The sequence below is a fragment of the Veillonella sp. 3310 genome, assembly GCF_003999875.1.
Classification (GTDB): Bacteria; Bacillota; Negativicutes; order Veillonellales; family Veillonellaceae; genus F0422.
On sequence record NZ_RQVJ01000004.1, the window covers coordinates 24,824 to 38,539 of the forward strand.

The following is a 13,716-nucleotide window of genomic DNA, read 5'->3' on the forward strand; positions in this document are numbered from 1 at the left end:
TATACCGTATTCCATTACAGCTCTTTATCATTTGGGAAATACTACTTTCACCAGTATTTTAAATTATAGACTTGCCGTTAAGGACAACATGAATGTGCGGCCGCCGCTTAAGTACACTGCATTACGATCTAATGCATTCCAATATGTTTTATCTAAAACATTGTATACATCTGCGCGCAATGTCATTGGTGTATTGCCAGAGTTCCAAGTATAGCGTGCGCCAAGATCCCATGTTACAAATCCTGGTGTACGTAATGTATTCGCCTCATTAGCATAGGCTTCACCAACATACTTAACACGGCTAGTTACTGTAAGACCTTTCACACCTTTGATATCTTGTTCAATACCTAATACGGCATTCCATTTAGGAGCCCCTGCATAACGATTACCTTCTACATTCGATGCTCCAGTTCTACTATCAGATTTTATTTTTGCATCTAAATACATGATACCACCTAAAATACGTGTGCCTTTAGTTGGTTCACCAAAGATATTCCATTCAATACCACGGTTGCGAATTTCTGCATCATAAGAGCCTTTATTCTGTGCCTTTGTATATGGGTTCTTAATATCATAGAAACTCAAAGAAGATGACCAGTTACCAAAATCAACTTTAGTACCAAACTCAATTTGTTTAGATTTATATGGTGCTAACACATTTGTTGAGTTACCATCAGATACAATCTCGCCTGCCTGTAAACCTTCCATATAGTTTGCATAAAGAGATGCATGCTTATTAAGCTTATGTACTAATCCAACAGATGGACTAAATGCAGCTTTGTCATATATGGAATCTACTTTACTACCATTCCAAGTTGTATTAGCATCTTTCGGGAAGTTGGTTTGGGTTAAATAGCTAGTTTGTTTAATTTTTTGAATACGTCCCCCTAAGATAACTTGCCAAGCCTCATCAGACGTAACAATTCTATCACTAATCGATAAGCCTAATGTAACATTTTTATCATTCAACGGACTTTCCCAACCACGATACCCATCTGGATGTGACCATGTAGAGTCTGCTGTTTGTGTGAATACATTACCTGCGAAAGTATTTTTAAATGTACGGTTACCCATGTAACGTTCATAAGAAATTCTACTTGCCGCAATACCAATATTATGTGTCACACCTCGATTAACAATTTTACCACGTACACCAGCTTCGATGGATAATCCTTTGTTAATTTGATTATTGTATTTATAGCCTATAGTAGCTGCGCCTGTTTTAATATTATTAACTACGAACTCATTATAATAATAGTCCATAGATGTATAACGCATACCTACTCCAGCATACGCAGTCCAATCTTTAGAAAGGTCGTATTCACCACTTAATACTCCGTACTTCTCTGTAACACGACGCCATGTATTATCAGCTCCAAACTTAGCATTTTTATTTGGTTCAAATACTGTGTATGGGTTTTCTTTGGTATACTTCGCTCCAGCAAATAGTTTCCGACTCTCACCATTATCGGCCGTCGCACCGAAGTTAACACGATATTGAGGGTTTTCAATTTCGTTATATACATATCCTAAATCCAATCCAATGCGATGTTTTTTACCGCGCATATCAGCGCCAATCACTACGGAGCTAACATTATTTTTTTCACTATCAACAGAAGTCTCACCATTTCTGTTCAATACATTTACACGTACACCATACTTGTTATTTTCGCCAAAACGATGCCCTACATCTATATGTTGTGTGAATTGGGAACCATTACCATAGGATAACTTCACTCGATTAATTGGAGTATCTTTTGCACGTTTTGGTACAAAATTAATGGATCCACCAATATTACCGCCATTAGGCGCCACACCGCTTAACAACGCAGTTGGACCTTTTGCTACTTCTACACGTTCATATCCTTCGGTACCTGTATAAAAACGTGGAGCAATACCGAACAAACCATTAAACTGCATATCTTGTTGCGTTGTACGGAATCCACGAATGGTCCATGCACTGGAAGCACCAGATAAAGAATGTTCTTTTACAGACGCATCATTTGCCACAACATCCGAAATATTGGAAGCCTGTTTATTTTCCATCAATTCACTAGTATAGCCAGTTACATTTACTGGTGTTTCAATAAAGCTTTGACGACCTAATACACCCATCAAATTGCTGTTTGCTACTTGACCGCCTGCATACGCACCTTCTACGGAAGCTGGCGTTGCAGCTACTTCTTCTACTGCTACACGAGCTGGTGCATGCACCACAAACTCACCTAAATCAAAAACTTGTACAGCATGCGCTGTGCCACCTAATTGGAAAAGAACACCCGTCGCCGCTGCAAATGATAACAATTGCTTTCTTGTCTTGCTATTCATAATACACTCCTACACAAAAAACCTTACCAAGATATACGTTTCATATCTTTATATAATAAATATTATCATTATAAAATCCGTTACGCAATATATTTCTTCATCTTTTCTTCATGTTTTATGCTAATTTTGATATAATTATTCCTTTTATTCATAGAGATAGTCTAGGACATGAATTACATTACAAATTGTATAGCAACACCTTAATACTCTCGATACTATAAGTATACTTCTATATATGTTTCCAATAATTTATATCTCCTATACACGACTATATTCATATCATTACCACCATAATTGTTCATTTGTTTTGACATTTTATTCACTATGAATAATCTAGTCAACTTCTAATAAATTGAAAATAACAATCTTCATCTATTCTAATAAATACTACTAATTATTATCAGAAATTATGCAAGTAACACCGTACAAGCAATTCCCCGAGGAACGCCGTTACGAATAGTAGCCTTGTGGCGTTCCTTACTATCTAAATCACGCAAACGCAAAAGACCGCAACATGCTCCTGAACAAACCTACCGTAGGATCAGTTTGAGAAGGAGTATGTTGCGGTCTTTCCTTTGTCACAGTAAGAAACGAACGCCACAGTCTACATAGCAAAACAAGTGAATACCCGAAGGCTACATAAAAAAAAAGAACCATCCAAAGGATGGTTCCTACTATGGTGGACGATGACAGGATCGAACTGCCGACATCCTGCTTGTAAGGCAGGCGCTCTCCCAGCTGAGCTAATCGTCCATATGGTGACCCGTGGGGGAATCGAACCCCCGATACCGCCGTGAAAGGGCGGTGTCTTAACCGCTTGACCAACGGGCCTTGTATGGCTCCTCGAGTAGGACTCGAACCTACGACCGATCGGTTAACAGCCGATTGCTCTACCTGCTGAGCTATCGAGGAATAATACAAGAGTTATTATATAGCACTTTCATATAAAATGCAAGTATTTTTTATATATTTTAAATTTTCACTTCGTGTAAATCAATTATATTTGCTAAAAACTCAGAATGATTTACCCTACTAGCTAGCATAGCATCTTCGATGGCATCGCTCATTAACTCTGCTGCCAAAGTGCCTACCACATTTACGTCAGCTACTATCTCTTTTTCTATATTACAAGTAGACTCACCTTCAGCTATTCTCCTCAAACCATTTTGTATTTCAAAATGATGGTCATCGGTGTTCCCATTAACCCCTTTATTAGTATCACACTCTACTAATGCATCTGACTCAGACACAGAGAACGCATAGATTGTATCTCCATCAGACAATGTCCCCACAGGGCGAATAGACCTCGCATATCCATTGGTAGCCATCATAGCAATCTTAGTTAATTCACCTTTATTAAAGGTAGCATTCGTCACAATAGCTCCAATGGTAGTGTTTCCTTTCTCCATGCCTAGAACCGCTTCACCTCGAGCATTGCTATTCTTTAACGATGTATCCCCTATACTACCTATTACAGATTTCCCTACCAACGGCTTACTTTCAATTACACCTACGTATTGATCAAACATCAGCTGACAAGCATCCAATATGTGCTGACGCTCTTCATCCATGACACCTCCTAAAGCATGTCCATGACGATCATAGACATTGCCGAAGGCATTCACCACTACGACAGCGCCCACCACAAGATTTCCTAGCTTTGCAGCAGCATACCCGATGCCACCCTTCATGGCATGTTCCATACCACATACCTTACCTACGGTAGCTCCCGTACCAGCGCCTATATTGCCAGACATAGGTTCTGTACTTATGAAAGTCCTTTCACAAGCATCATACGCCATCTGTACTGTGGGACGCGCTTTAGGATTTCCATAGGATAGGTCGTAAATATCACTTTGGCAAACAATCGGAACCACCCCATAGGCTGTAGGAAAGCCAATATTCCGTGCTTCTAAAGATTGCATCACACCATCGCTGGCACAGAGGCCAAAGGCGGATCCCCCACCTAAGACCAAGGCATTCACTGGCGTTGGCGCTGTCGTTGGATCTAGAACACCACTTTCACGGGCAGCAGGGCCGCCTCCACTAATGTGTAAACCACCTTGCGCACCACTAGGAAAGCGCAATACGGTCAAACCTGTTTTACCTACCGCATCCGCAGCATTCCCTACCTTTACAAAATCTATTTCATTCCAAGATATTCGTTCCATAGCGAGTTCTACTCCTATCCAATTCATAATATAATACCCCCATCATAGCACAAACAGGTATCTCTTTCTACTAGAGATACCTGTCGATTACTGATATACGAACTATGTTCATACAGATTTAACTGTATACTATGCAACCTAGCGCCACACAGATTAGTTATGCGCTTCCACTTTCAAAATCGCTTCGGTCAATAATTCTTCTGTCACCACATAAGGGCTAATCACTACATCACGAACAGAAGCTGCTTTTTTCACGATCATTGGGATATGTTCTTTTGTTAATCCCATGTCGGAAAGTTTCGTAGGCCATCCAATTTGACGGTACACTGGAAGCCATCGATCCAATTCCTCATCTTGCTTATCTGCTGCAAATAACACTAAGAGACCATAGGCTACCATTTCCCCATGAAGATGGTTTTCTTCTGTATGAGGGTCTTCGGCACAACCGTAGCACACAGCGTGAGCAATAGTACTGTTAAAGTCCCCAGGCATACATCCAGAAACGATACCTGTTGTAAGTACTACAGCCATCACCAACTCATCAAAGAGGCGATTCCGTTCCCCTTGTTCATTGGCCGTAAGAGCTTCACGACCATGTGCAAAAATTGGTTCCGCACACATCTTGGATAAAGATAAGCCTACTTGTACATTATAGGACAAATCTCGGCCACGCGTAGCCATATGCGTTTCATAATGTTTCGCAATGGTGTCACCCATACCTGCCCAGAAATATTGACTTGGAGCTTTCACCAAAATGTCTGCATCAATGAATGTATGCACGGCAGGACGTTTTAGGAAAGCGACGCTGTCAAAGGTATGGTCCAATGTATAAATGGCAATAGCCTCAGATGTAGCTGCACAGGTAGCTGCAATGGTAGGTACTGTGATGACAGGAATATCCCCTAATTCAATACTCGTTAATTTCGTCGTATCTAGGGCTTTACCGCCACCTACACCGATGAGAAAGTCAGCAGCTTGCAAGGATTCCTTTTTTGCCAATTCATTTGTTACAGCATAGGCACATTCGCCGCCAAAATGTACCACTTCTAGCACTTCAACCCCTGCTTTTTCTAGAGCCGGTTGCAACAAAGGTAATGCCACAGATAACGATGTATCTCCGCCGATAATAACAGTTTTCTTACCTAACTGTTTTGTATAATCTCCGATAGTATCAAAAATTTCATGTCCCCCAAAGCTATAGCTTGGTAATGTATGTACAGGTCTCATCCAATCATCCTTTCTGTGAGTCCACTTAGGGCGTACCATTGTATGTTAAAACGTAATACAAAGTATTATAGGACGATTGGAACGAAATTGCAATCACTATAGGATATACATATACATAGGGTCTTTGTTATATATACTTTCTATGAAAGTCTTAACACACCCGATTGACAGGTTCCCCTTGTAAGAATGCCACAATATTATCCATCACAATGTGAGCTCGAGTCACAAAAGCCTCTTGGCTCGCAAAGGCAATGTGTGGTGTTAAGACTGTATGAGGTGCATCACATAATGGATGATCTGTTGGGATTGGTGGTTCCATCTCAAACACATCGATGCCAACTCCTCGCAATTTGCCTGCATGTAAGGCTTTCGCCAATGCTTCATTATCCACTACAGGACCACGTGCTGTATTGATCAATACCGCTGTATCTTTCATGCTATCAATACGCTTTGCATCGATTAAATGACGTGTAGCATCATTCAATGGTACATGCAAGGATAGAATATCTGAATCTCGTACTACTGTATCTAAGTCAGCAAAGGCAAAGCCTTCTGCTAGTAATTCTGGTTTTTCCGAACGATTGTAAGCAAGCACGTGGCAACCAAAGGCCTTGGCAATACGAGCTACAGCCACACCGATAGCCCCCATGCCTACGACACCAAAGGTTTTGCCGTGCAGTTCAAATCCAGGCAGTCCATCTTTAGTGCCACCTGTCCGTGTACGTCCATCGCAAGGCAATACATTGCGCATGACAGAAATAGCAAGACCAAACACTAACTCTGCTACGGCTTGTGTAGAATAACCTGCTGCATTGCTCACAACGATACCTTTCTCACGGCATGCATCCAAATCCACATGGTCCACCCCTGTGAAAGCCACAGATATAAACTCTAAGTTTGGACATTGCCGAATAATCTCACCAGACAAAGGTTGGTTCGCCATGATAATGATGGAAGCTTCACGAACACGGTCCAACAGCTTTACTTGGTCCGTTTCCTTCGTACCATGCACAACCAGTTCATAGCCTTGATCCTTGAATGGCTCTGCTAAGGATTGTAATAATTCTTCGGATACGCCTAATGGTTCCATGACACAAATTTGTTTCATAACCTTACCTCACTATATTCTATAACATGCAACTACTAGGGAAGATTCCCTATGGCTTAGACTCATTAATTTGTCAAACTACGGACTGGCGCCGGAATACGCCCACCACGACGAATGAACTCTTCTGAACTAAATGGATGTACTTTTATAATCGGTGCATATCCCAAGAGCCCGCCAAACTCTACGATATCCCCTACGGTTTTATTCGGCACTGGAATGAGTCGTACCGCTGTCGTTTTATTATTAATCATGCCAATAGCCGCCTCGTCCGCAATAATTGCAGAAATCGTCGCTGCTGAGGTATCTCCCGGTACAGCAATCATATCTAATCCCACAGAGCAAACACAAGTCATAGCTTCTAATTTATCTAAGGACAAACTGCCTAATGTAACCGCATCAATCATGCCCTTATCTTCACTGACAGGAATGAAAGCACCACTTAATCCACCTACGTGAGAAGATGCCATAAGGCCACCTTTTTTCACAGCATCGTTCAACAAGGCCAAAGCTGCCGTAGTACCATGGGTACCGCACGCTTCTAACCCCATTTCTTCTAGCACATGTGCTACAGAGTCCCCTACGGCAGGTGTGGGTGCTAAAGAAATATCGATAATACCAAATTGTTTATTCAATCTACGTGATGCCTCTTGTGCTACTAATTGTCCCACACGAGTAATTTTGAAAGCTGTCCGTTTAATCGTTTCCGCTACTACATCAAATGGTTCACCTTTTACAGATTCCAAAGCATGTTTTACTACTCCAGGACCACTGACGCCAACACTAATGGTTGTCTGACCTTCTGTGACACCATGGAAAGCCCCTGCCATGAACGGATTATCTTCTACAGGATTGCAGAAAATCACTAGCTTCGCACAACCCAAAGCATCTCTATCGGCTGTGAGACGGGCTGTTTCTTTCACAATGTGTCCCATGTCAGCCACTGCATCCATATTGATGCCTGCCTTTGTAGAACCAATACCTACGGAGCTACACACGATATCTGTTGTCGCTAACGCTTCAGGAATGGAAGCTATGAGCTTGCGATCTCCCTCTGTATACCCTTTCGATACTAAAGCAGAAAAACCGCCGATAAAATTTACACCTACTGCTTTTGCTGCTTGATCTAAGGCACGAGCGATGGACACATAGTTGGGTAAGTTGGAGGCACCACCAATTAAAGAAATTGGTGTCACAGAAATACGTTTATTAATAATAGGTACTCCTAGTTCACGCTCTAAATCTTCCCCTGTTTTCACTAAATATTCTGCTTCCTTCGTAATATGGTCGTAAATACGAGCGCACATACGATCTCCATCTTCAGAGATACATCCTAATAGACTAATCCCCATGGTTATGGTCCGCACATCTAACTTATTATCTTGAATCATCCGATTCGTTTCTAAAATATTTTCTATACTTAACATAGGTACCCTCGCTTATCCCACACGATGCATACTTAAAAAGATGGCTGCATTTTGCGCTAAAATTTGAACACCTAAGCGGTCACCTTCTGCTATTAATGCTTTTTGGATACCACTTAAATCGGCGGAGTCACTGACTTCACACATCATGATCATATTAAAAATACCATCCAAAATAGTTTGGTTAATGGACACTACATTTACTTCATTGTCTGCTAACACACGGGTAACTCCCGCAATAATACCTACTCTGTCTTGCCCTACCACTGTCACAACTAATTTCATACTTTCATCTCCTATCAAATACGTATCCAATTTTAGTTTCATTATAAATTATAGTCATTCAAATTTCAACGAATATATAAAGTTCTTGACTTTCACTATAAACTATGAAATAATAGTACGATTTGTGAAACAAGGAGGTTCCTATGGCAGATGATCGTTTAATTGTAGCCTTAGATGTGTCCTCACTGGAGGCGATGCAATCCATCGTAACATCCTTAGGCGATTCCGTCAGCTATTATAAAGTTGGCATGGAATTATTTTATGCAGCAGGTGAACAAACTGTAGCATATTTACGGGACCACAATAAATCCGTATTTCTTGATTTGAAATTACATGACATTCCTAATACGGTAGCCCATGGTATTAAATCATTAACTCGTTTGGGGGCCAAATTAATCACTATCCACAGTCAAGGTGGCAAAGTGATGATGGAAGCAGCTATGAAAGCAGCCAAAGAACAAGCTGCTGAACTAGGCATTGAGCGCCCAAAGCTATTGGCGATTACAGCCCTAACTAGCTTTGATGATGAAAATTGGTCCGCTATTGGTGGGTCTTTACCTATTTCAGACCATGTCGTAAAATTAGCAAAGCTAGCCAAAGAAGCTGGCGTAGATGGCGTTGTGGCTTCTCCATTAGAAGCAAAACTCATTCGTGAAGCTTGCGGAGAAGATTTCTTAATCGTCACACCAGGCATCCGTCCATCGTTTGCGGCTACTAATGATCAAAAGCGTATTGCTACACCAAGCAGCGCTTTACAAGATGGGGCGTCTCGCATTGTGGTAGGACGACCAATTACACAAGCAGAAAATCCACAAGAAGCAGTTCGTTTAATTGTTGAGGAAATGGAGACAGTTCAAAAATGATGACAGAAGAGAATGTAAAACAATTATTAATCGACACACAAGCTATTTTAGAAGGACATTTCTTGTTAACATCTGGCCTTCACAGCCCAATGTATGTGGAAAAGTTCAACGTCTTATCCCATCCAAAATATACAGAACAATTATGCCAAGAATTAGCTCGTCGTTTTGAAGACCAAAACGTAGAACTTGTCATCGGACCTATGACTGGCGGTATCTTATTAGCTCACGAAGTAGGTAAAGCCTTAGGAACTCGTGCTATTTTTACAGAACGAGAAAAGGGTAAAATGACATTACGCCGTGGATTCCGCATTGAAAAAGGACAACGTGTTCTCATCGTAGAAGACATCGTAACCACAGGCGGATCCGTACGTGAAGTTGTAGACGTAGTGAACGAAGCTGGCGGCGAAATCGTTGGCGTAGGCCTTCTTGTAAACCGCAGCGGTGGTAAAGCAGACTTTGGTGTGCCAAAAGAAAAAGTACAAGCCTTGTTGAACTTAACAGTACCAACATTTGAAGCTGATGCATGCCCACTTTGCCAAAATGGCACACCGATGACAGAACGTGGTAGTAAACATATTAAATAAAAGGCTCTCTGTCAAATGTTGGGGTATTCACCCTACGAGTCTTCTTTGGCACCAATCATATGTATGGTTGGTGCCATTCTTTTTGCTCAAAAGTAGAATACGTACTCTAAATCTACCAAAGTGGCGAAGTCCATAGCTTATCCGTTTTAATACTTTAATTTTGTTGTTAGTTCCTTCTGTGTATCCATTAGAATATGGAAGTAAGAATGCATTAGTTAATTGCGTCATCCATGCAGGAAATGATGTAAAGAAGTTATTAAATTCATCTAAGCCAGATGCTTTTACTAATTCCAACCAATGCGTTAAATGTGCAGCTATTCTTTGTTTACCATAGATTGAAAAGATTTTTCTAAAAGAAAGTTTTAAAGCATATGCTTTTCGTAAATCATCAGATATTCTGAGTATTTCACATAGTTTAATATGTTCGGCTTCCGTTAAATGGTCTGGATGCTTCATTAGTACACGTCGATTCTGTTTTAACATACGTGAATAAGCAGCCAGTTTATGTTGCTCACGCTTTCTAACTCGCTCTACCGCCCAATCTACAAGTCGACATACATGGTATCGATCACAGATAATATGCGCATGTGGAAATAGCGCCTCCATGATGCGCTTAAATTGTATGGACATATCCATTACAATAAACTTAACTTGTAGGCGATCCTTATGTTTAAATGATGCAAAATAGTGGATTAATGCTTGCGTATCACGTTTCGGTAAAATATCTAATATTTCATGTGTATCTGGATTAGTTAAATTAACTTGGTATTGGTAGCCTTCTGCATTTCCTTTAAACTCATCAATACCAATCACAGTGGGTAAGGTCTTGGGCTTAGGTATAGTGATCATAGAGCAATAACGTAATACTGTAGTAATAGATGTATCACACTCGTTAGCAATAGCTGTATAGGTTACACTTTCAGTAAGTTTATCAAATAGCATTCTAATATTAGTTACACTTAGTTACATATGTTTTCGTACAAATGGATTGCTTTCGGCAAAAGAATGACCACAATGCGGACAAATATACCGACGCTGTCTGTATTTTCCAATTAGTGGACCTCGTTGTACTTTTCCAAACTTTACAGTACGTATACGATAATCCTTAATATGCTTTGTAGTTTCTCCACACTTTGGGCAAATATGTGATGTTGCTGGTAATTCTATGTCAAAAATAAATATTCCGTCTAATTCATAGCTATTTGTAATATATTCTTGTTTTACATTATGTAAAAATTCAGTATAATCAGTAGTAGGCATATAAGCTCACATCCTTTCTTTAGGACTTTGACACTTTTATTGTAAAGCATGTGAGCCTTATATGCTTATTTTTTTGCAAAAAAATAATGTTGGAAGTGACACCGTAGTGGTGTCACCCCAACATTTATTATAGAGCCAGAAAATACTATAAAGTGCTTTCATATTAATTAGTATAAACAGGATCATAATCAGCAGGCACCGGAGCAACGATACTCACAAAGACAATATCTTCCGTTCCAGTATTTTTTGCACCATGACATTCACCCTTTTTAGATACTATAACTTGCCCCTTTGTAAAAGGCACCTCAGTATCCGGCGTTGGATAAAATACCCCTGTTCCTTGCAATACAACCCATATATCATCAGAATTATGATGATAATGCTTTGGTAAGGTTTGACCAGGTTTAATAACCCAAACTGAACCACCTGTGGAATCAGTTTGATAAAATGGCGTCCTAACAGCCTTCTCCAAACTTTCAACTTTCACAAGTTCCATATCAAAAATACGTTGATTACTCATAACACTCTCACCTTTCATCGATTAACAACTAACGAGTTCCAGAAGCATATTCACCCATATTTACATCAAGCACTGCTCTCACCGGTTGAACTAGGGAATCCTCATACTGCAATGTCCATTGCACATTTGAATCCAATTCCCCATTCTCTAGGCCGCTAATAGTATCACCATCACCAACAGGATTGTCATTTTCTAAAATAAAATACAACATATTATATGCATGAATAACTACATCATCAGGATTCATGCCATGAAAGTGATACTGCACATCAGGCAAGAATAAGGTGCTCATCCCCACCGAGTCAACCATCATATCGTCTGTACCTTGAATGTTAATGAATTATATCCTGCTTCGGATTTAATTCGGTCGAATTCGACTGAATTAAAATTTAGATTATAAACCTCCTCTCACCTTATACAAAATAAATAATATATTATTACCTAAATTATACAATAAATCTAGCTCTCTAGTAAGTATTACATCATCTAAGATGAGCAGATAGGGCAGATATATTAACCGTTATATCCTTTAATTTTTAATGCTTCTACTAAACGACGCAATGCCACCATGTACGCAGCCAATCTTGGGTATACTTTAAACTCTTCTTGCATAGCCCATACTTCTTCAAAGCTTTTCTTCATATTCTTTGCTAATTTTTCGTTTACTTCTTCTTCCGACCAATAGAAGCCAGCTTTGTTTTGTACCCATTCATAGTAGGATACCACCACGCCACCGCCATTGGCTAATACGTCTGGCAATACAGGAATACCTTTTTCAAAGAAATATAAGTCTGCATCTTTGGTTAATGGTCCGTTGGCCCCTTCCAAGATTAACTTAGCTTTTACATCTTTCATATTCGCTTCGTTCACTTGGTTTTCCAAAGCTGCCAAGTATAGCACATCTACATCTAACAACAATAGCTCTGGATTTGGAATGCGTGTCATACCTGGTTCTTCATAGCCTTCCAAAGAACGTCCATGAGAGTTTGCATATTCGTAGGCTTTTTCTACATCGATGCCGTTCGCATTATACAGAGAACCATGTACGTCACCGATAGCAACAATCTTAGCCCCTTCACGATGCATCAACAAAGCACCAACGGAACCTACATTACCAAAACCTTGTACAGCAATAGTCAAATCTTTGATAGATTTACCTTGTTTTTCCAAGTAGGAAAGCAAGGTAAACATACAGCCACGCCCTGTTGCTTCATTACGGCCTAAGGAACCGCCAATAGCGAGTGGTTTACCTGTTACGATACCTGGTGTCCATTGACCAGTTAAGGCACTGTATTCATCGACAATCCAAGACATGATTTGTGGATTTGTGTTCACGTCAGGAGCCGGTACATCTCGTTCTACCCCAATGATAGGAGCAATTTTACGAACGAAACCACGAGTTAACCGTTCCAATTCTCTTTCACTTAGTTTTTTAGGATCTACCTTGATACCACCTTTGCCACCGCCATATGGTAAATGAGCAATCGCATTTTTAATGGTCATCCATGCACCTAAGGCACGCACTTCGTTTTCATCTGCATCTGGGTGAAAGCGTAAGCCACCTTTTGATGCGCCAAGAACAGAGCTATGTTGGCAACGATAGCCCGTGAATACTTCCACATGTCCATCATCCATTTGTACTGGGATAGCCACGTTCATCTCACGTTCAGGGTGACGCAACACTTCATAGTCATTGCGTGGAATGCCCAATGTGTCCGCCGCTAAATCTAATGTTTGCAGCATATTTTCATAAGGGTTGTAATTTGCCATAATACCACCTCGTTTTACATATAAATAGAATGTGTATATCCTAATAGTAACACAAGTCATTCCTTATGACTATAGGCTTTCAAAAAATCCTATTTAATTAATAGGTAAAGTAAAATTTTAAAAATATTTTGTAACTATTTCTAAGAAAGATGCTAATGCGGTCGTAGCAGGGTACAGGC

Annotated in this window: 12 protein-coding genes, 3 tRNA genes and 1 pseudogene; 2 read left to right on the plus strand and 14 right to left on the minus strand. The window is 40.2% G+C overall.

The genetic code is table 11. The features are described 5' to 3' along the window. Window positions 1–63: 63 nt before the first annotated feature. The 9 genes from EO127_RS06275 to EO127_RS06315 form a co-directional block, all read right to left on the minus strand. Complete coding sequence (locus EO127_RS06275) at window positions 64–2,328, minus strand: TonB-dependent siderophore receptor (RefSeq protein ID WP_127448612.1); 2,265 nt, start codon at window positions 2,326–2,328, stop codon at window positions 64–66. A gap of 677 nt (window positions 2,329–3,005) precedes the next feature. Further along, a tRNA-Val gene (locus EO127_RS06280) sits at window positions 3,006–3,081 on the minus strand. A 3-nt stretch (window positions 3,082–3,084) separates the two neighbouring features. Further along, window positions 3,085–3,159, minus strand: a tRNA-Glu gene (locus EO127_RS06285). Window positions 3,160–3,164: 5 nt separating this feature from the next. Further along, window positions 3,165–3,240: transfer RNA gene (locus tag EO127_RS06290), tRNA-Asn, on the minus strand. A gap of 59 nt (window positions 3,241–3,299) precedes the next feature. After that, on the minus strand, window positions 3,300–4,526 hold the full coding sequence (locus EO127_RS06295; protein WP_127448613.1) for a P1 family peptidase: 1,227 nt from the start codon (window positions 4,524–4,526) through the stop codon (window positions 3,300–3,302). A gap of 126 nt (window positions 4,527–4,652) precedes the next feature. Next, window positions 4,653–5,726 (minus strand): iron-containing alcohol dehydrogenase family protein, encoded by a 1,074-nt coding sequence (locus EO127_RS06300; RefSeq protein WP_127161106.1) that lies wholly within the window; start codon window positions 5,724–5,726, stop codon window positions 4,653–4,655. 151 nt (window positions 5,727–5,877) lie between these two features. Next, a complete protein-coding gene (locus EO127_RS06305; protein WP_127161105.1) occupies window positions 5,878–6,834 on the minus strand; it encodes a 2-hydroxyacid dehydrogenase in 957 nt (318 codons plus the stop codon). Window positions 6,835–6,899: 65 nt separating this feature from the next. Continuing rightward, the gene (locus EO127_RS06310; RefSeq protein ID WP_127167036.1) at window positions 6,900–8,258 is read right to left on the minus strand and encodes a PFL family protein; all 1,359 of its coding nucleotides are present in this window, start codon (window positions 8,256–8,258) and stop codon (window positions 6,900–6,902) included. A gap of 12 nt (window positions 8,259–8,270) precedes the next feature. After that, entirely contained in the window at window positions 8,271–8,540 is a 270-nt protein-coding gene (locus EO127_RS06315) for an ACT domain-containing protein (protein ID WP_127161103.1), read from the minus strand. A gap of 143 nt (window positions 8,541–8,683) precedes the next feature. Here EO127_RS06315 and pyrF point away from each other — a divergent pair, with 143 nt between their 5' ends. Continuing rightward, entirely contained in the window at window positions 8,684–9,403 is a 720-nt protein-coding gene (gene pyrF / locus EO127_RS06320) for an orotidine-5'-phosphate decarboxylase (protein ID WP_127448614.1), read from the plus strand. Beyond that, a complete protein-coding gene (pyrE, locus tag EO127_RS06325; protein WP_126939506.1) occupies window positions 9,400–9,987 on the plus strand; it encodes an orotate phosphoribosyltransferase in 588 nt (195 codons plus the stop codon). The genes pyrF and pyrE overlap by 4 nt, the downstream gene beginning before the upstream one ends. 27 nt (window positions 9,988–10,014) lie before the next feature. Here the strand turns inward: pyrE and EO127_RS06330 are convergent, their stop codons facing one another. The 5 genes and pseudogenes from EO127_RS06330 to EO127_RS06345 all read right to left on the minus strand — a co-directional run bounded on the left by EO127_RS06330 (window position 10,015) and on the right by EO127_RS06345 (window position 13,537). After that, window positions 10,015–10,929 carry an ISL3 family transposase gene (locus EO127_RS06330; RefSeq protein ID WP_240646034.1) on the minus strand — a complete coding sequence of 305 codons (915 nt, stop codon included), beginning with the start codon at window positions 10,927–10,929 and terminating at the stop codon, window positions 10,015–10,017. 21 nt (window positions 10,930–10,950) lie between these two features. Then, window positions 10,951–11,247 carry a transposase family protein gene (locus EO127_RS08850; RefSeq protein WP_240646036.1) on the minus strand — a complete coding sequence of 99 codons (297 nt, stop codon included), beginning with the start codon at window positions 11,245–11,247 and terminating at the stop codon, window positions 10,951–10,953. A gap of 163 nt (window positions 11,248–11,410) precedes the next feature. After that, the gene (locus EO127_RS06335) at window positions 11,411–11,767 is read right to left on the minus strand and encodes a cupin domain-containing protein (RefSeq protein WP_126937746.1); all 357 of its coding nucleotides are present in this window, start codon (window positions 11,765–11,767) and stop codon (window positions 11,411–11,413) included. Between the two features lie 28 nt (window positions 11,768–11,795). Then, window positions 11,796–12,107 (minus strand): annotated as a pseudogene (locus EO127_RS06340) (DUF4261 domain-containing protein); the annotation flags it as partial. A 173-nt stretch (window positions 12,108–12,280) separates the two neighbouring features. Then, entirely contained in the window at window positions 12,281–13,537 is a 1,257-nt protein-coding gene (locus tag EO127_RS06345; protein ID WP_127448615.1) for a Glu/Leu/Phe/Val dehydrogenase, read from the minus strand. Between the last annotated feature and the right edge of the window lie 179 nt (window positions 13,538–13,716).